General features: G+C 70.3%; 12 protein-coding genes. All 12 read left to right on the top strand.

Annotated features, from left to right (window positions below; genetic code table 11):
* Window positions 1-25: 25 nt before the first annotated feature.
* Window positions 26-997 (top strand): AAA family ATPase, encoded by a 972-nt coding sequence (locus tag ACWGO6_RS15205; RefSeq protein WP_029261313.1) that lies wholly within the window; start codon window positions 26-28, stop codon window positions 995-997.
* Window positions 997-2,259, top strand: a complete 1,263-nt coding sequence (locus tag ACWGO6_RS15200; protein ID WP_136040917.1) for a DUF58 domain-containing protein — start codon at window positions 997-999, stop codon at window positions 2,257-2,259. The genes ACWGO6_RS15205 and ACWGO6_RS15200 overlap by 1 nt, the downstream gene beginning before the upstream one ends.
* Complete coding sequence (locus ACWGO6_RS15195; RefSeq protein ID WP_452327122.1) at window positions 2,256-4,661, top strand: transglutaminaseTgpA domain-containing protein; 2,406 nt, start codon at window positions 2,256-2,258, stop codon at window positions 4,659-4,661. The genes ACWGO6_RS15200 and ACWGO6_RS15195 overlap by 4 nt, the downstream gene beginning before the upstream one ends.
* Entirely contained in the window at window positions 4,658-5,929 is a 1,272-nt protein-coding gene (locus ACWGO6_RS15190) for an RDD family protein (protein ID WP_452327121.1), read from the top strand. The genes ACWGO6_RS15195 and ACWGO6_RS15190 overlap by 4 nt, the downstream gene beginning before the upstream one ends.
* Window positions 5,926-6,744, top strand: coding sequence for a PP2C family protein-serine/threonine phosphatase (locus tag ACWGO6_RS15185; protein WP_452327120.1), 819 nt, complete (start codon window positions 5,926-5,928; stop codon window positions 6,742-6,744). The genes ACWGO6_RS15190 and ACWGO6_RS15185 overlap by 4 nt, the downstream gene beginning before the upstream one ends.
* Window positions 6,744-7,973: an FHA domain-containing protein gene (locus tag ACWGO6_RS15180; protein ID WP_452327119.1), complete on the top strand. Its 1,230-nt coding sequence runs from the start codon at window positions 6,744-6,746 to the stop codon at window positions 7,971-7,973. The genes ACWGO6_RS15185 and ACWGO6_RS15180 overlap by 1 nt, the downstream gene beginning before the upstream one ends.
* Window positions 7,970-9,604 carry a protein kinase domain-containing protein gene (locus ACWGO6_RS15175; protein WP_452327118.1) on the top strand — a complete coding sequence of 545 codons (1,635 nt, stop codon included), beginning with the start codon at window positions 7,970-7,972 and terminating at the stop codon, window positions 9,602-9,604. Before ACWGO6_RS15180 ends, ACWGO6_RS15175 begins: the two co-directional genes overlap by 4 nt.
* A gap of 11 nt (window positions 9,605-9,615) precedes the next feature.
* A complete protein-coding gene (locus tag ACWGO6_RS15170; protein ID WP_452327117.1) occupies window positions 9,616-10,326 on the top strand; it encodes a hypothetical protein in 711 nt (236 codons plus the stop codon).
* Window positions 10,323-11,651, top strand: coding sequence for an RDD family protein (locus ACWGO6_RS15165; RefSeq protein ID WP_452327116.1), 1,329 nt, complete (start codon window positions 10,323-10,325; stop codon window positions 11,649-11,651). Before ACWGO6_RS15170 ends, ACWGO6_RS15165 begins: the two co-directional genes overlap by 4 nt.
* 43 nt (window positions 11,652-11,694) lie before the next feature.
* Entirely contained in the window at window positions 11,695-16,194 is a 4,500-nt protein-coding gene (locus ACWGO6_RS15160) for an FtsK/SpoIIIE domain-containing protein (RefSeq protein WP_452327115.1), read from the top strand.
* 111 nt (window positions 16,195-16,305) lie between these two features.
* The gene (locus ACWGO6_RS15155; RefSeq protein WP_136040485.1) at window positions 16,306-16,635 is read left to right on the top strand and encodes a hypothetical protein; all 330 of its coding nucleotides are present in this window, start codon (window positions 16,306-16,308) and stop codon (window positions 16,633-16,635) included.
* The gene (locus tag ACWGO6_RS15150) at window positions 16,635-17,921 is read left to right on the top strand and encodes a DUF2721 domain-containing protein (RefSeq protein ID WP_136040484.1); all 1,287 of its coding nucleotides are present in this window, start codon (window positions 16,635-16,637) and stop codon (window positions 17,919-17,921) included. Before ACWGO6_RS15155 ends, ACWGO6_RS15150 begins: the two co-directional genes overlap by 1 nt.
* Window positions 17,922-17,926 lie beyond the last annotated feature (5 nt).

The raw sequence follows: 17,926 nt of genomic DNA, 5'->3' as shown, positions 1-17,926 counted from the left end.
CCTCACGACAAGGAACCCCACACTCATGACAATGACCCCCGAGCAGGCCGCCTGGTTCCAGGGCACCTTCCAGCGTCTGGTCGAGAACGTCGACAAGGCGGTGCAGGGCAAGAAGGAGATCGTCGGTCTGGTGATGGCGTCGATGCTCGCCGAGGGCCACGTGCTCCTCGAGGACGCGCCCGGCACCGGCAAGACGAGCCTCGCCAAGGCGCTCGCGGCGACAGTGCAGGGCACGAGCGCACGCATCCAGTTCACGCCCGACCTGTTGCCGTCCGACGTCACGGGTGTGACGATCTACGACCAGCAGTCGCACCGGTTCGAGTTCCACAAGGGACCGATCTTCGCGTCGATCGTGCTGGCCGACGAGATCAACCGTGCGTCGCCGAAGACGCAGTCGGCGCTGCTCGAGGTCATGGAGGAGTCGCGGGTCACGGTCGACGGCGTCACGCACGAGGCCGGGCGCCCGTTCCTCGTCATCGCCACGCAGAACCCGATCGAGCAGGCGGGAACCTACAAGCTCCCCGAGGCCCAGCTCGACCGCTTCCTGATCAAGACCTCCATTGGATACCCCGACCTCGCGGTCACGGAGAGCATCCTCGCCGGAGCATCCGATCGCAACCCGTCGGCCGGGCTCTCGGCGATCATCACGACGAGCGCCGTCGCCGACATGGCCGACCTCGCCGCCACCGTGCACGTGGAGCCGGCCGTGCTGCGCTACGTGGCGGAGCTGGCCGAGGCGACCCGTGAAGACGGCGCGATCCGCCTGGGCGTCTCGGTGCGTGGCGCGATCGCGATGATCCGCATCGCCAAGGTGTGGGCCGCAGCGCAGGGCCGCCACTTCGTGCTGCCCGACGACATCAAGGCCCTCGCACGACCGGTCTGGCAGCACCGCCTGCTGCTCGACGCCGAGGCGGAGTTCGCCGGTACGAGCAGCGACACCGTGATCGCCCGCGTGCTCGACGGCGTCGCGGCACCCCAGGCCCGAGCAGCGGCCTGATGACCGCGGAGGCTCTTCAGGCGGCGCCGCCGCAGACGGAACGCGACGCCGGATGGCGTGACGTCGCGGCCGTCATCGGCGCGCGCCTTCTGACGCGCCTCCGGAAGATCACCGCGGCGATCCGCCCGCTGGCCTGGGTGCTGATGGCCATCGCCGTCGGCTTCTGGGTGATCGGGCAGGTCGCCGGCTGGGCGGAGTTCACGATCGCGGCCGCGGTGATCGCGATCGCCGTCGGCGTCTGCGCGCTGTTCCTGATCGGACGCACCGCCTACGACGTCTCGCTCGACCTCGCCCGCACCCGCGTGGTCGTAGGGGAGCGCGCAGTCGGCGCACTCACCCTGGCCAACCGCGGCAGCAGAGCGATCCTGCCCTCGCGCGTGGTGCTCCCGGTCGGCTCGGGTCGCGGCGAGTTCGGCATCCAGCGCCTCGCACCGGGGGAGGAGGCGGAGGAGCTCTTCGCCATCCCCACGCAGCGGCGCGGTGTGGTCAAGGTCGGTCCGGTGAGCGTCGTCCGCGGCGACCCGCTCGGTCTCTTCGAGCGCGCGCACCGCCGTGACGATCCGGTCGACCTGTTCGTGCACCCGCGTACCGTGCTGTTCGACGGGCAGTCGCTCGGTTACCTGCGCGACCTCGAGGGGCTTCCGGCCGCGGATCTCTCCCGTGACGACGTCTCCTTCCACGCACTGCTCGAGTATCAGCCCGGCGACGACCTGCGCCACGTGCACTGGCGCTCGACCGCCCGCACCGGGACGATGATGGTCCGCCAGTACGAGGAGACCCGTCGCTCGCACTTCGTGATCGGTCTTTCACGCTCGGCGGGCGACTACGCCACCGACGACGACTTCGAGCTCGGCATCTCGGCGGCGGGCTCGATCGGTCTCCGGGCACTCCGCGACTCGCAGCGCGTCGACGTGCGCGTGCAGGGCCGCGAGCTGCCCGCCGGCACCGGCAAGCAGCTGCTGGACTCCCTCGCCGCGGTCGAGAACAGCAAGGCGAAGGAGGGCGGCATCGCCGATCTCGCCGGTATCGTCTCGGCGACCATGCCGCTGGCCAGCGTGGTGGTGCTCGTGTGCGGCTCCCGCGTGCCCTCCGACGACCTCCGCCTTGCCTGCTCGCGCCTGCCCTTCGGGGCCAAGGTGCTCGCGGTCGTCACCGACACGACCGCGACCGCGCCGACGCTGCGGCGCATCGGCGACGCCGACGTCGTCACGGTCGGCGCGCTCGAACAGGTTCCCCTCGCTCTGCAGAAGGTGCTCGCATGACCGCGCCCGCCACCGCGTCCGCCGCGTCCACCACGCTCGCCCCTCGTCGCTGGATCCTCGACCTCGGGGCGACGGCGCTCCTGGTCGCGACGGCGATGGTGGGGTTCTGGCCCACCTTCGCGGGGCCCTCGTTCCTCCCGGCCGTCATCGGCGGCATCCTGCTCGGCCTCGCGATCGCGGCCGTAGCCACGTGGCGTCGCTGGGGCATCCTGATCATCGCGGGGCTCACCGTCGCCGCGTACTTCGTGTTCGGCGCGGCGTTTGCGCTGCCGCAGACCGCGATCCTCGGATTCATCCCCACCCTCGAGACGCTGCAGAAACTCGCGCTGGGCACGGTCACGGCTTGGAAGCAGATGCTCACCACGGTCGCCCCCGTGGCGGCGGCCGACGGGCACCTGATCGTCCCGTTCCTGCTGGCGCTCGTGGTCACGACGCTCACCGCCTCGCTCGCGCTGCGCCTGTCGCAGGTCGCCTGGGCGCTGCTGCCGGCCGGCGTGCTGCTCATGCTCGTGATCGCACTCGGCACCCCGGAGCCGGCGTTCCCCCTCGTGCAGGGGCTCGTGTTCGCCGTCGTGAGCATGTCGTGGCTGGCCCTGCGTCAGCTCTGGGCGCCGCAGAACATGGCGGTCTCGGTGAGCGAGGTCGACCCGTCCCGCGCGGCGCACATGCGCACCCGGCGTCTGCTGGCCGGAGTCGCCGTGCTGGCCGTCGCGGGTGGGGCCGGCGTCGCCACGGCCGCCGTCGCGACCCCCGCACAGCCTCGGCACGTGTTCCGCGACGTGATCATCCCGCCGTTCGACATCCGCGACTACCCGAGCCCGCTGCAGGCGTTCCGCAAGAACGTGCGCGACGAGGCCGAGGAGACGCTGTTCACCGTGCAGGGTCTGCCCAAGGGCGCCCGCATCCGCACGGCCGTGATGGACCAGTTCGACGGCATGGTCTACAATGTCACCGACGGCGGCCCGACCTCGTCGAGCGCGTTCGCCCCGCTGCGGTCGAACATGGCGCCGGAGGCGGAAGGCGTCCCCGTGACGCTGAAGTTCGCGATCGACGAGTACCGCGGCGTGTGGATGCCGACGGCGGGAGAGCTGTCGGAGATCCGGTTCGACGGCGACCGCGCCGAAGACCTGCGCCGCGGCACCTTCGTCAACACGGTGACCGGCACCGCGGTGGCCACCCCGAAGCTGAGTGCGGGCGACGAGTACGTGGTCGACGCCGTGATGCCGAGCGAGCCCGACGACGAGCAGCTGGCCGAGGTGGCGTTCGGCAAGGTCGCGATGCCCAAGCCCAGCAACGTGCCGGAGGAGCTGACCTCCCTGGCCGCCGAGACCGTGGCGGGCGCCGAGACGCCGATCGAGCAGGTGCGGGCACTGGAGACCTTCCTCTCCGAGGGCGGCTTCTTCAGCCACGGTCTCGAGGGGGAGGTGCTGTCGCGTGCCGGCCACACCGCCGAGCGCATCTCGACGCTCGTGGGCGCCGACCAGATGATCGGCGACGATGAGCAGTACGCCGTGGCGATGGCCCTGCTCGCCGGACAGCTCGACATCCCCGCCCGCGTCGTCATGGGGTACTACCCCGACGACGAGCAGGCGGGGGAAGCGGTCTTCACCGCCACCGGCGACAATGTGCACGCCTGGGTCGAGGTCAACTTCGAGGGCGTCGGATGGATGACGTTCAACCCGACCCCGCCCGAGGACCAGGTCCCCAACGACCAGAACACCAAGCCCCGCGTCGACCCGAAGCCGCAGGTGCTGCAGCCGCCGCCCCCGCCGCAGGAGCCCGTGGACCTGCCGCCGACTCTGCCCGACGACCGCGAGTCGGAGGACGAGAGCCTGAACCTCGCCGGCATCATCGGCGCGATCCTGCTGATCGGCGGGATCTCGCTCGCGGTGATCGCCGTGCTCGCCTCGCCGTTCATCGTGATCGGTGCCTGGAAGGCCGCGAAGCGCCGTTCGCGTCGCGCCGCAGCCCGCACCTCCGACCGCATCAGCGGTGGCTGGGACGAGCTGACCGACCGCGCCGTCGACTACGGTGCGCGCCTGGCCCCCGGCGGCACCCGCATCGAGGAGGCCGCGGTCGTGGCATCCTCGCTCACCGTCCCGCAGGTCACCGCGCTGGCCGAGCGGGCCGACGCCGAGGTGTTCGGTCCGACGGAACCCAGCCCGCAGGACGTGGAGTCGTTCTGGCACGAGGTCGATGAGATCGTCGGCGGCCTCGGAGCGGAGGCCGGCTTCTGGAAGCGCACGAAGGCCCGGCTGAGCATGCGCTCCCTGCTCGGAGGCACAGCCATGTCGAACGGGTTGCAGAGTCTGAAGGATGCGGCGACCGCGCGCGTTCGCCGCGAACCTGGCACCATCAAGAACAGCACGACGCCCCCGTCCTCCGAGAGTGAGACCCCATGACGCAGCCCGCGCTCGATCAGATCGCGCCGATCTCCCGTCGCGCGGTCGCCTACGTCATCGACGCCCTGATCGCCGGCGGACTCGGCATCCTTCTCGGCGGCGGTCTGCTGCTCGCCTCGACGCTCTCGGGTGGGCTCGAGGCCTCGATCGCCGTGCTGCTCATCGGCGGCCCCGTCGTGAGCCTGGTGCTGCTCGCCTGGTTCGTCGTCTACACGGTCATGCAGGCCGGCAACGGTTCCATCGGCATGCGCGCGCAGGGGCTGCGGCTCGTGTCGGCGGCGGATGGGAGCCCGCTCGGCTTCGGGCGCGCCCTGCTGCGCAACATCATCTTCGGCCTCGCCGGAGCCATCGTCGTCGGCTACTTCAGCCCGCTGTTCGACGGCTCGGGCCGTTTCCAGGGCTGGCACGACAAGGTCGCGTCGTCGCTGATGCTCGACGCCAGGGTGGCCGCATCCGGCTGGTCGCCCGCCCCCGGTGCCGCGACGGCGTCGCGTGCGGATGCGTCGGCCAAGCCGCAGTCGGGCCTCTCGACGGTGCCCTCCGCGCCGGCGATCCCCGGGCTTCCGCAGCCGGCGGCTCCGTCTGCCGCGCCTGCGCCGGCACCCGCGGCGCCTCCTGCACCCGTGCCGCCCCGGCCCGCGGCTCCGGTCGCCGAGACCGGATCGCTGATCGCCTTCGTGCCCGGCATCACGCAGGACGCGCCCCCGCGCCCCGCCCCGCCCCTGGAGTCCGAGCTCGACGCGACGATCCAGCAGCATCCCTCGCCCTCCTCGGCACCCGCGGCACCTCCCGCGCCTCCCGCACCTCCCGCGACGGCCGCGGCTCCCGTACCTCCTGCACCTGCACCTGCACCTGTACCTGCGGTTGCTCCGGCAGCGACGGCGCGTGCGGCGGAGGCCGACGACGCGGACGACGATCTGGAGGTCACCAGGATCAGTGTTCCCGGGCACCGACTCGTCTTCACGTGGGACGACGGCACGCGCGTGCCCGTCTCTCGGCGCACCGTCTTCGGCCGCAATCCCTCCCCGGAAGAGGGCGCGACGATCGTGTCCGTGCGTGATGAGACGCTCTCGCTGTCGAAGACCCATTTCGAGGCCGCAGCCGAGACGTCCGGCGGTTGGGTGCTGGATCGGCACTCCACGAACGGCATGACCATCGTCCGAGACGGGCAGCGCATCGCGTGCCCGGCAGGGCAGCGCGTGCCTGTGCGTCTGGGAGACGCGATCGAGATAGGTGACCGCATCATGACGATCGGCGGCTACGCATGAGGGCCGGACTGATCGTCTCCACCGGGTCTGCGACGCATCCGGGGCTCCGTCGCCTGCTCAACGAGGATGCGCACCTCGCATCGGCGCCCGTCTTCCTCGTCGCCGATGGAATGGGCGGGCATGAGGCGGGCGAGCGTGCGAGTGCGGCGGTCATCGCCGAGTTCTCCCGCTACATCGGTCGTCCTGCGCTCGAACTCGACGACGTGCGTCAGGCGCTGTCGGTCTCGCGGACGAACGTCGAGGATCTGTCGACATCGGGAAACGGCCGTGCGGGAACGACCCTCAGCGGTGTCGTCATCGCCTCGGTCGACGGCATGGGGTACTGGCTCGCGGTGAACATCGGCGATTCGCGGACCTACCGTCTGGCCGACGGCGAGCTCGAGCAGATCAGCGTCGACCACTCGGTGGTGCAGGAGCTGATCGAATCCGGTGAGCTCACCGCCGAGGATGCGATCTCCGACAGCCGCCGCAACATCATCACCCGGGCGATCGGCGCGAGCAGCACCGGCGATGCCGACTATTGGATGTTCCCCGCCGAGCTCGGCGACCGGATCATGGTGTGCTCCGACGGTCTCACCTCCGAGGTGCCGGATGCCCGCATCCGCGAGGTACTGACCTCCGAGCCCGATCCGCAGAAGGCCGCAGAGATGCTGACCGACGACGCCGTCAACGCCGGCGGCCGGGACAACATCACCGTCATCGTCGTGGACGCCGTCTCGGTGGCGTCGCGGCCGGGGACGCTCATGGCCACCGACGACACGGATATCGACCTGGACACGCGTCCACGAGAAGCCGCAGCAGGAGGGGTTCGCTGATGCAGACCATCTACCGACCGGGACAGTGGTTCCTGATCGTCATCCCCGGCGCGCTCGTCGCCCTGCCCCCGGATGTCCCCGGCGACGTCGTCGGGCGCCTGTGGGAGCGGATGCCGGAGGAGAAGACGCTCGCCACCGTCGTCGACGTCCTGACGACGCATGTCGGCGGCTCGTTCACGGCACTGCCGTCCTTCGTCGCTGCGGTCGCCGAGGGAGCCGACCTCCGCATCGCGCTGCGCGGCGCCGTGTCGGCGCACGTCGAGTGCGCGACCGAGTCGATCGAGCTCTCCGGCGAGGATGTCACGACCTGGAACGAGCGCTTCCTCGGCGGCGCGACGAAGATCGAGATCACGGTGGAGACGGCGGCGGACGCCGATGGACTGCCCGTGCAGAGCGGCATCGTGCGGGCAGCGGGCGTGAGCGCCGAGCTCGAGCCGAGCGACGCCGAACCCCTGACCGCAGCGCTCGGACCCGCTCCGATCGTGGGTGAATCCGCGGCCGGCACCGCGGCGGCCGAGCCGGTCGCGGGGGAACCCGCGTCCCAGCCGGAGCCCGAGCCGGAGCCCGAGCCGGAGCCCGAGCCGGAGCCCGAGCCGCAGCCGGAGCCCGTCGAAGAACCGCTCCCTCCCATCGAAGACGTCTTCCTCCCGCCCACCGAGGTCACGCTCGCGCCCATCGTCGACGACGACTTCGATCAGCTGTGGGGGGCGACCGTGCACACCGGCGGGACCCCTTCTGTCGCCCCGCCGGTCCCGAGCGCTCCGGAGGGCGACCACGACGGGTCGACGGTCTCGGCCGCCGAACTCCGTGCGCTGCGTCAGCAGCCGCCGGCTCCGAACGACGCGCCGACCGAGGTGCTCGATGTGGCTGCAGCTCAGGGCGCGGCAGCGGCAGGACGCATCCGCCTCTCCACCGGGCAGGTCGCTGCACTCGATCGCACCGTCATCATCGGGCGCCGCCCGCGTTCGACCCGTGCGTCAGGAGCGAACCTTCCGCACCTGATCGCGGTCGAGAGCCCGCAGCAGGACATCTCGCGCAGCCACCTGGAGGTGCGGCCCGAGGGCGACACGGTCGTGATCATCGACCTGCACACCACGAACGGCTCCACGCTGCTCCGGCCGGGTGCGGACCCGGTGCGTCTGCACCCCGGGGAGCAGACGCTCGTCCTCTCGGGCGACGTGGTGGATCTCGGCGACGGAGTGACCGTCGCGTTCGAGGATCTGCCGTGACCCGTCGTCCCTCGCCGCCGCCCGATCTGCCCGGCTTCACGTATGTGGAGCCGCTGGGGACCGGAGGCTTCGCCGATGTGTTCCTCTACGAGCAGGAGATGCCGCGCCGCCGCGTCGCGGTGAAGGTGCTGCTCGCCGACCGCATCTCGAGCAGCGCTGCGCAGGAGTTCGCCGACGAGGCGAACGTCATGGCGATGCTGTCCACGCATCCCGCGATCGTCACGATCTACCAGGCGGGTGTGGCCGGCGACGGGCGCCCGTACCTCGTGATGGAGTACTGTCCTCGGCCGAACCTCCAGATCCGCTCCCGCAAGGAGCCGTTCTCGGTCGCCGAGGCCCTGCGAGTCGGCATCCAGGTCGCCGGAGCGGTGGAGACCGCGCACCGTGCCGGAGTGCTGCACCGTGACATCAAGCCGGCGAACATCCTCGTCACCGAGTACAATCGCCCGGCGCTGACCGACTTCGGGATCGCGTCGACGACGGGGGCCACGGGTGAGGCGTCGGGCATGTCCATCCCGTGGTCGCCGCCGGAGTCGTTCGCCGAGCCGCCGCAGAGCGGGCCGCGCACGGATGTCTGGGCGCTGGGTGCCACCCTCTACACGCTGCTGGCCGGTCGTTCGCCGTTCGAGCGTCCGGGGGAGCGGAACTCCAGCGCCGACCTGATCGAGCGCATCGAGCGTGCCGCGCTCCCCTCGTTGAAGAGGCCGGATTCGCCGGACAGCCTGCAGCGGCTGCTCGAGCGGTCGATGGCCAAGAACGCGGACGATCGCTACCCCAGCGCGGTGGCGTTCGCGCGGGCGCTGCAGAAGGTGCAGATCGAACTCTCGCACTCGGTGACGCCGATCGACATCGTCGATGAGCACCCGCCGGCCGAAGAGCAGGAGGATGACGGCGACGGTCTCACCCGCGTGCGGGAGATCGTCAGCATCGACCCGGACCTGAACGCGTTCACGCGCCCCTCGGCCACGACGCAACGGAAGGAACCGCCGGCGGTGCTGTCGGGCGTCCCGCGCTTCGACGCTCCCGCACCCACGGAATCGGCCGTCGAGCAGACGCAGCTGCGCGCTCCCTCGGCTCCGGCGGTGGTGCCGCCCGCGCCAGGTGCCGAGGACCGCACGATCGCGCGCGCGCCGCGGGTCGTCGCCCCCGATGCCCCCGCTCCGGGCGCCTCCGCGCCGATCGCGCCCGCCTCGGCCGCTCCGACAGCCGTTCCGACGCCGCCGCGCAGCCGCAAGGGCCTGTGGATCACTCTCGCCGCTGCCGCCGTCGTCGTCGTGATCGGAGCGGTCATCGGGATGAACGCCCTGGTGGCCGGCATCACGCCCGAGGCGCAGGAGACCGCAGAGGCGGTGGATCCGCAGGATGTCGGTACCGACATGGTGCCCAAGGTCGCCGATCTCGCCGGTACGCGCCAGGGCGGTCAGGTGGTCTTCACCTGGACGAATGCGGCACCACTCGAAGGCGACTCGTTCATCTGGTCCAAGGTCGAGGTGTCGGGAGAGGTCGTTCCGATCCAGACGACGGACGCGACCGCGACCGTACCCGCCGAGGCGGAGACCGTCTGCATCGACGTGATGCTGCGGCGCGACGACGGTCGCGCCTCCGAGACGACGCGGGGGTGCGTGAAGTGAGCGGTGGAGGAGTGACTGTCGAGTTCGCGGGGGAGTACTTCCCCGTCCAGCGCGGCGGACGATTCATCGTGGGCCGCGAGGGCGACCTCGAGCTCGACGACAACCTGTTCCTGCATCGGCACTTCTTGGAGATCACCGACGCAGACGGCCTGTGGTGGCTGTCGAACGTCGGCACCCGCCTCACGGCGACGGTGACCGACTCGGCCGGAGGGGTGCAGGCCTGGCTCGCACCGGGTGCGCGCCTCCCGCTCGTGTTCGAGAAGACGACGATCGTGTTCAGCGCAGGTCCCACGACGTACGAGCTCACCTTGCACGCGGCGGAACCGACGTTCCATGCGACCAGGCGCGAGCATGACGACGGAGGCGACTCGACCATCGGCGACGTGCCGCTGACTCTCAGCCAGAAGCTGCTCATCCTCGCGCTCGCCGAACCGCAGCTGCGTCGCGACGGCACAGGGATGAGCGAGATCCCGACGTCGGCCAAGGCGGCCGAGCGCCTCGGATGGACGGTCACCCGGTTCAACCGCAAACTCGACAACGTCTGCGACAAGCTCGACCGGATCGGCGTCCCGGGGATGCGCGGAGGTCAGCGCAGCTTCGCGACCAACCGGCGTGCGCGGCTGGTCGAGCATGTCATCGCCTCGCGAATGGTGGGCAAGAGCGACCTGCACCTGCTCGACACCGCGCACTCCCTCGACGAGTCCGAGGGAGAGCAGGAGTGATCTGGGAGATCGACGACGGCGCTCCCGAGATCGAAGGACTCGACGCGCACGGACGCCCCGATCCGGCATACGCCGAAGCGTTGGGGCTGCGCGCCGCGGGACGCGGTTCGCGTGTGCTCGCCGCGCTCGTGGAGTTGGCCGTGGCGGTGATCATCGCCCTGCCCGCCGTCATCGCTCTGACGCCGGTGCTCGTTCAGACGGTCTCCGGGGGGTTCGAGCCCGCCGAATTCTTCGCCCGAGACGACCTGGTGTGGCTCATCGTGGCCGCTGCCGCCTCCCAGGGGCTGATGATCGCGTACACCGTGGTCCAACTCGTGTTGCACGGACGCAAGGGCGTGACGCTCGGCAAGGCGATCTGCGGCATCCGCTCCGTGAACGTGAAGACCCTCGAGCGTCCCGGCTTCTGGCGGGGCGCGGTGGTGCGCTACCTGGTGGCGTGCGCATCCCTCCTCGTCCCCCTCATCGGCCCGGTCCTGGTGATCATGCTCTCCCCGTTGTTCGACATCGAGCGGCGCGGACGGGGATGGCTCGACCTCGCGGCGGCGACGTGGTTCGTGGACGTGCGCGGCGGTCTGAATCCGTACGACCAGAAGCGCATGCGCATCGCGCGCAAACGCGTGAAGACGCCCGAGCATGAAGAGCGGGCGCCGCTGCCCTCCCTCGCGACTCCGGTCGATCGCGATGCTCCCGACGAGTACATCCCGAGCGCACGGCTCTCCGGCGGGGTCATCGGTGCGCATCGCTCTGCCCCGGGCGCGCCCCCGGAGCAGACCGATTCGCCGGCCATCGACTCGATGGTCTCGGCCGTGCCGCCGTCGCTGGCCACCGGAGCGGCACCGCCCGCAGCCACGGCTGTCCCCGCTCCGGCGCCAGCGCACGCCGCAACTCCCGCTCCTGCGCCGACGCCTGCCGCAACTCCTGCTCCAGCTCCTGCGCCCGCCGCAACTCCTGCGCCAGCCGCAGCCGCCGAACCTGCCACTCCGGCAGCGCCCGCCGGCGTGCGTGCCGTCCTCGTGCTCGACACCGGTGAACGCATCGAGGTGCGGGGGACGACCCTGCTCGGACGCTCGCCCAGCGCGGCCGCCGGCGAGGGCGTCGCGCATCTGGTGCCCGTCGTCGACGACACCCGCTCGGTGTCCAAGACGCACATCGCCGTGATGCCGGCGCGGCGCGGCGTGTTCGTGGTCGACCGCGCGTCGACCAACGGCAGTGCGATCGTGCGAGGCGGCACGGAGACCGAGCTCGTCGCCGGGCACCCGGCCGAGCTGCAGAGCGGGGACACGGTGCGCTTCGGCGACCGTTTCCTGCAGGTGGAACGGGCATGACCCGAAGCAGTGTGATGCGCCCTCGGCGCGGTGAGGACGAGCGATGAGAGTCAAGCTGACCCTGCGTCGACCCGCAGCACCCCTGACCGACGTCGTCGTGATGGCGGACTCGACGGCGACCATCGCCGACGTCGCGCGGCAGATCGCCACGACCGACCCCACCCGCGGCATCGTCGCCGCGCCGGAGGACGTGCTCACGCTCTCGGTCGCTCCGCCCACGAGTGAGCAGCTCACGATGCTCAACCCCGACCTGCTGGTCGGCGACGCGCCCATCGGCTCCGGTTTCCTCGCCGAGGTGGTGAACGTCGGACCGAACCGGGTCTCGGTGGGGAGCGCGAGCCTGCGCCCTGCGGCCGTGATCCGCGTGATCGCCGGTCCCGCCGCCGGCCAGGAGTTCCCGCTGCCCGTCGGCCATTTCCTGATCGGTCGCGACGCGGCGAACGACATCACGATCGCCGACCCGCTCGTCTCGAAGCGGCACGCGCGCATCGAGGTCGCTGCCACCTTCGTCGAGCTCGTGGATCTGAACTCCGCGAACGGCATCCTCGTCGACGGCGGGCTCGTGCAGCGCCTGCGCGTCATCCCCGGACAGACCTTCGCGCTCGGCGACTGCGAGTTCGTGGTGCACATGGTGAGCGACTTCGACGGCTCGGCCGCCGGCGATCCGGTGCTCGAGCGCGGGGGAGCGCTCATGTTCAACCGCAGCCCGCGCGTCGAGGAGCGCTTCGCCGGGCAGGATCTCGACGAGCCGCGGTATCCCCGCGATCAGGTCTCGCGGCTGTTCCCCTGGCCCATGCTCGTCGCCCCGATCCTGCTGGCGGTGACGATGTACAGCATCACGGGACGGCCGGCGTCCCTGCTGATCGCGGCCGCCTCGCCGATGATGATGTTCGGCAACTTCATCTCCCAGAAGACCAACATCGGTCAGCGCCTGCGCAAGGAGGTGGAGTCGTTCGAGGAGCAGTTCGAGCGGCTCGAGGAGAGGCTGTACCACGCGCACCCGAAGGAGCGGGAGGTGCGGCAGAACGAGGTTCCGGCGGTCGCGGTCGTCTTCGACGAGGCGATGCGCCTCGGTCCCCTGCTGTGGACGCGGCGCCCCGAGCACTGGAACTTCCTGGCCCTGCGCCTGGGTGTCTGCGAAGACGTGGCGCGCACCAGGATCAAGCGCACCGAGACCCCCGAGGCGCTGGTCGAGTACGTCGAGCGCGTCGACCGTCTCGAGGAGCGGTACCGCATGATCGCCGACGTACCGATCCTGGAGTCGCTGCAGAGCGTGGGCTCGATCGGCGTGGCAGGTCCCACCTCGCTGGCGAGCGACGCGCTGCGCGGGATCGCGGTGCAGCTGTTCGGCACGCATTCGCCGAACGAACTGGTCACGGTCGCCCTCACCGAGCCGGGGTGGGCCAACGAGCTCGACTGGCTCAAGTGGCTGCCGCACACCTCCAGCGAGCGCAACCCGTTCAAGGAGATGCCCCTCGCCGACTCCGCCTCCACAGGTGCGGCTCTCCTCAGCGGTCTCGAGGAGATCGTGCTGCGGCGCTCGCGCGAGGCGAAGTCGTCCCGCCCCCCGTACGGCGACGACTGGGATCCGATGCGCTACGGCACCGATGTCAAGCGCGCGGCGGAGGATGCGACCTTCCCCGGGCAGACGGCGGTCCTGGTCATCGTCACGAACGACGCACCGGTCGATCGCGCGCGGCTGACCCAGATCCTCGAACGCGGTGCCGACGTCGGCGTGTACGCATTGTTCGTCGCTCCGGTCGTCGCCGCCCTCCCCGCGGCGTGCCGCACGTTCATGGATGTCAGTGCGGGCCTCGACGGCGCCACGGTCGGCACCGTGCGCAGCGGCGTGGACTATCACGGCGTGCAGGTCGAGGGGGTCTCGCACGCGTACATGACCATGTTCGCCAAGCGTCTGGCACCCGTCGTCGACTCCAGCACGGTGATCGAAGACTCCTCCGACATCCCGAACTCCGTGAGTTTCCTCTCCTTGGTGGGCAACGAGGTCGCCGAGGACGCGAACGCGGTCATCGACCGCTGGCGGCAGAACAACACGATCATCGACCGCTCCGGAGCGCCCCAGTCGCGGCTGAAGAAGGCCGGCAACCTGCGGGCCATCGTCGGACAGTCGCAGACCGACGCCATGACCCTCGACCTGCGCACACAGGGCCCGCACGCGCTCGTCGGCGGCACCACCGGTGCGGGTAAGAGCGAGTTCCTGCAGGCGTGGGTCCTCGGCATGGCCGCCGCGCACAGTCCCGACCGCGTCACCTTCCTGTTCGTCGACTACAAGGGTGGCTCCGCGTTCGCGGACTGCGTCGATCTGCCGCACACAGTGGGTCTCGTGACCGACCTGAGCCCGCACCTCGTACGTCGCGCCCTCACCAGCCTGCGTGCCGAGCTGCACCACCGTGAGCACCTCTTCAATCGCAAGAAAGCCAAGGATCTGCTCGAGCTCGAGAAGCGCCGCGACCCCGAGACGCCGCCGGCGCTGGTGCTCGTGATCGACGAGTTCGCTGCGCTCGCCGGCGAGGTGCCGGAGTTCGTCGACGGCGTCGTCGACATCGCCCAGCGCGGTCGTTCGCTCGGCATCCACCTCATCATGGCCACGCAGCGCCCGGCGGGTGTCATCAAGGACAACCTCCGCGCGAACACCAACCTGCGCGTCGCGCTGCGCATGGCCGATGAGTCCGATTCCAAGGACGTGGTCGACGACCCGGTGGCCGCATCCTTCCCGCCCTCGCTGCCCGGTCGCGGCATCGCGAAGACCGGCCCCGGCCGTCTCGTGCCGTTCCAGTCGGCGTATGCCGGTGGCTGGACGACCGACGAGGCGCAGGTCGCCGAGGTCAAGGTGGCGGAGCTGCGCTTCGGTTCCATCCAGACCTGGGAGGCCGAGCAGGCTCCCGAGTCGGACTCGCACGACGAGGACCTCGGGCCGAACGACCAGAAGCGCATCGTGGCGACGCTCGTGAACGCGGCACGCGCGGCACGCATCCCCGCGCCCCGGCGGCCGTGGCTCGACGACCTGGAGGGGGCCGTCGATATGCGCGACCTCCCCGTCCTCGGCGACGGTCAGGTGCTGCTGGGCAAGATGGACGTTCCGGAACGGCAGTTGCAGGAGCCGGCGTACTTCCACCCCGACAAGGACGGCTCTCTCCTCGTCTACGGCACCAGCGGCTCGGGCAAATCCACCGTGCTGCGGACGATCGCGATCGCGGCGGGCTTCGATCCGGCGCACTCGAACGTCGAGGTGTACGGACTCGACTTCGGTTCCGGGGCGCTCAAGAGCCTGGAGGTGCTGCCGCATGTCGGGTCGATCATCTCGGGCGACGACGCCGAGCGCGTGCAGCGGGTGCTGCGCTCCCTCGCCCGGGTGCTCGACGACCGCGGCAAGCGCTTCAGCGCGGCCAATGCGTCGAGCCTCACCGAGTACCGGGAGATCACCGGCAAGGCCGAGGCGCGCATCGTGCTGCTGATCGACGGCTTCCCGCAGTTCCGCGGCGAGTGGGAGTCGACGACCGCGCGGATGCCGTTCTACCAGACCTTCATGCGGATCCTGGGCGAGGGGCGGCCGCTCGGCGTGCACGTCGTCGCGAGTGCCGACCGCTCGGGCTCGGTGCCGACGGCGGTCAGCGCGAACGTCTCGCGCCGCGTCGTGCTGCGTCTCTCGGACGAGTCCGGCTACGCGATGCTCAACGCCCCCAAGGATGTGCTGGACGAGCGATCTGCCCCCGGTCGCGCGATCATCGACGGTCGCGAGACGCAGATCGCCACGCTCGGCGGCACCCCGAACGTGGCCGAACAGACGAAGCTCCTCGAACAGCTCGCCGAGAAGCTGCGTGCCGCCGGGGCCAGGGAGGTGCCCGAGATCGGCGCGCTGCCCACCCGGCTGTCCGTGCGCGATCTGCCCGACCGGATCGGCGAGTTCCCGGTGCTCGGCGTCGCGGAGGACACGCTGGCCGCACGCGACTTCGACCCGGTCGGCACGTTCGTCGTCGCCGGTCCGCCGCTGGCTGGAAAGACGAACGCGCTCAAGGCGATCATCACGTCGATGCGGCGCCTCGATCCGGCCGTCGTGCTGTTCCACTTCGGTGGGCGTCGCGCCCAGCTCAAGGACTACGTCCCGTGGACGCGCAGTGCCGTCACGCCGGAGGAGGCGAAGGAGCTGGCCAAGGAGATCACCGAGCTGATCGCCGACGAGGCGCTTCCGACGCGGGTGCTGGTCGTCGTCGAAGACGTGCCGCAGTTCGCCGACAGCCCCGCCGAGCGCGAGATGAAGGCGCTGTTCCAGGCCATCAACCGCAGCGACCACCTGCTGATCGGCGACGCGGATGTCACGCAGGTGACGAGCGGGTTCGGGTTCATCGGCGACTTCAAGGCCGGGCGAAAGGGCATCATCCTCAAGCCCGACTCGTTCGACGGCGACGCCGTGTTCAAGGTGCCGTTCCCGAAGGTCAAGCGAACCGACTTCCCCGAGGGGCGAGGAATCTTCGTCCAGGCGGGGCGTCAGGTCACGGTGCAGCTGCCGCTCGTCGAGGGGTAGGCCCGTGGTGGGGAGTTGTCCCCATCGACGGAGTCGATGAGGGGTTGTTAGTGTTTCGGAGCCGGGACGGTTGCCGTCGCCGTGCAGGAAAGACCGGAGGGGAGACGCCAGATGGACATCATGCTCGACCTCGCTCAGCTGAAGGACGCGAAATCGGGTCTGGAAGCGGCGATCGGGGAGTTCGACCAGGCGGCGAACACCAATGACGACCTGGAGGGCGCGATCAAGCGCCCGGACGGACGGGGCGACCTGTTGAACCAGGTCATCGATTTCGAGGTGGCCTGGCGCGACAAGCGCGGGAAGCTGCAGGAGAACCTCACGAACATCAAGGACCAGCTCACGTCGATCATCGACGGCTGGACCGAATGGGACACGTCGACCGCGAGTGAGCTCGAGGGGTCGACGAGCACGCAGCAGGTCAGCGCGAGTAGGGCGGTCTGATGCGGTCTCCGAATACCGGCAACGAGCTCCAGATCCTCGAAGGCAACGCGGCCGATATCGTCGCTCGGGGCAACCAGCTCACGACGCTCGCCACGACGATGGACGAGACCGCGACCCAGCTGAAGAGCATCGGCGACTCGTCCGTGCACAAGAGCAAAGGCACCGACAAGCTCGCCGAGATGGCGACCGAGACCGCGACCGACCTTTCTGCTGCGGCCACCCGCTACTCCGGCACGGGCAAGACACTGACGACGTACGGCGAGGCACTGGGCGTCGCCAACTCCTGGCTGGCGAGCAACATCGGGGAGGTCGAGGCGGCGGAGCGGGCGTATCAGGCCGCTCTCGACGAGAAGGAAGACGCGGATCTCGCCGCCAGCCTGGCGACGTCGCGCGCTGCGGGGGCCGAAGCCGACTCGGCGGAAGCGGACGCGCTGGACGACGCCGAATCCTCGGCATCGGCGGCAGCGACGAGCCTGACGAACGCCACGACCGCGCGCAATGAGATGTGGTCCGCGTTCGACAGCGTCTTCGACGAGTGGTCCGACGCCTACGACGCCGCCGTGGACGGCATCGAGAAGGCCATCGATACGGCCGGGAACAACGACGGCTTCTGGGAGTTCATCGACCAGGTGCTCAACGTCATCGCGATCGTCCTGGTGGTGCTCAGCATCATCGCCCTGGTCATCGGCGCGCCGCTGACCGGGTTGCTCGGGGCCATCATCTTCGTCCTGGCGGCGGCGTCTTTCCTGCTGACCACGTTGAAGTTCGCGTTCGGCCGGGCGACATTGAGCGATGTCGCCTGGAGCGCGGTCGGGTTGCTCCCTTTCGGTCTCGGCAAGCTGCTGTCTCGGGGAGTTCCCACGCTGTCGAGCGTCGTCCAGGGCGGTCGTGGTGTCGTCACCGCCGCGATCCGGTCGGATCTGCCCCGGTTCTCGTTCCTGAGGCCGACGACGTGGGGTACGCCCTTCCGCTGGCTGTTCGCGCCCGTCCAGTCGGCGCGGGCGCTGCCGAAACCGGGGATGCTCACCAATCCGTTCGACGCGATCAGGTTCGGGGGATCGCAGACGGCCCAGACCTCGACCTTCCTCAACACCCTGCGCAGCTCGCCGTACGCCACCAATCCCGGCGTCCAGCAGTTCGTCTCCTCCACCGCGGCCAGCCTTCCCGGCGCGATCCGGCAGACCGTCAACGTGATGGCGTGGGGCGGCTTCAGCACCGCGGATCTGATGGGCATCTTCGGCAGCCAGCCCGAGATCCCGGGCCTTCGTGACGTCCGGGTAGGCTGAACGCG

This window comes from Microbacterium sp. NPDC055665 (assembly GCF_053618035.1).
The sequence above is the reverse complement of the archived record's forward strand: the minus strand, read 5'-3'. Positions and strand labels throughout refer to the sequence as shown.

Excerpts from the sequence above, each read along its gene's own strand:
- ACWGO6_RS15205 (WP_029261313.1), top strand. The coding sequence starts at position 26 with ATGACAATGACCCCCGAGCAGGCCGCCTGGTTCCAGGGCACCTTCCAG.
- ACWGO6_RS15200 (WP_136040917.1), top strand. The coding sequence starts at position 997 with ATGACCGCGGAGGCTCTTCAGGCGGCGCCGCCGCAGACGGAACGCGAC.
- ACWGO6_RS15195 (WP_452327122.1), top strand. The coding sequence starts at position 2,256 with ATGACCGCGCCCGCCACCGCGTCCGCCGCGTCCACCACGCTCGCCCCT.
- ACWGO6_RS15190 (WP_452327121.1), top strand. The coding sequence starts at position 4,658 with ATGACGCAGCCCGCGCTCGATCAGATCGCGCCGATCTCCCGTCGCGCG.
- ACWGO6_RS15185 (WP_452327120.1), top strand. The coding sequence starts at position 5,926 with ATGAGGGCCGGACTGATCGTCTCCACCGGGTCTGCGACGCATCCGGGG.
- ACWGO6_RS15180 (WP_452327119.1), top strand. The coding sequence starts at position 6,744 with ATGCAGACCATCTACCGACCGGGACAGTGGTTCCTGATCGTCATCCCC.
- ACWGO6_RS15160 (WP_452327115.1), top strand. The coding sequence starts at position 11,695 with ATGAGAGTCAAGCTGACCCTGCGTCGACCCGCAGCACCCCTGACCGAC.
- ACWGO6_RS15155 (WP_136040485.1), top strand. The coding sequence starts at position 16,306 with ATGGACATCATGCTCGACCTCGCTCAGCTGAAGGACGCGAAATCGGGT.
- ACWGO6_RS15150 (WP_136040484.1), top strand. The coding sequence starts at position 16,635 with ATGCGGTCTCCGAATACCGGCAACGAGCTCCAGATCCTCGAAGGCAAC.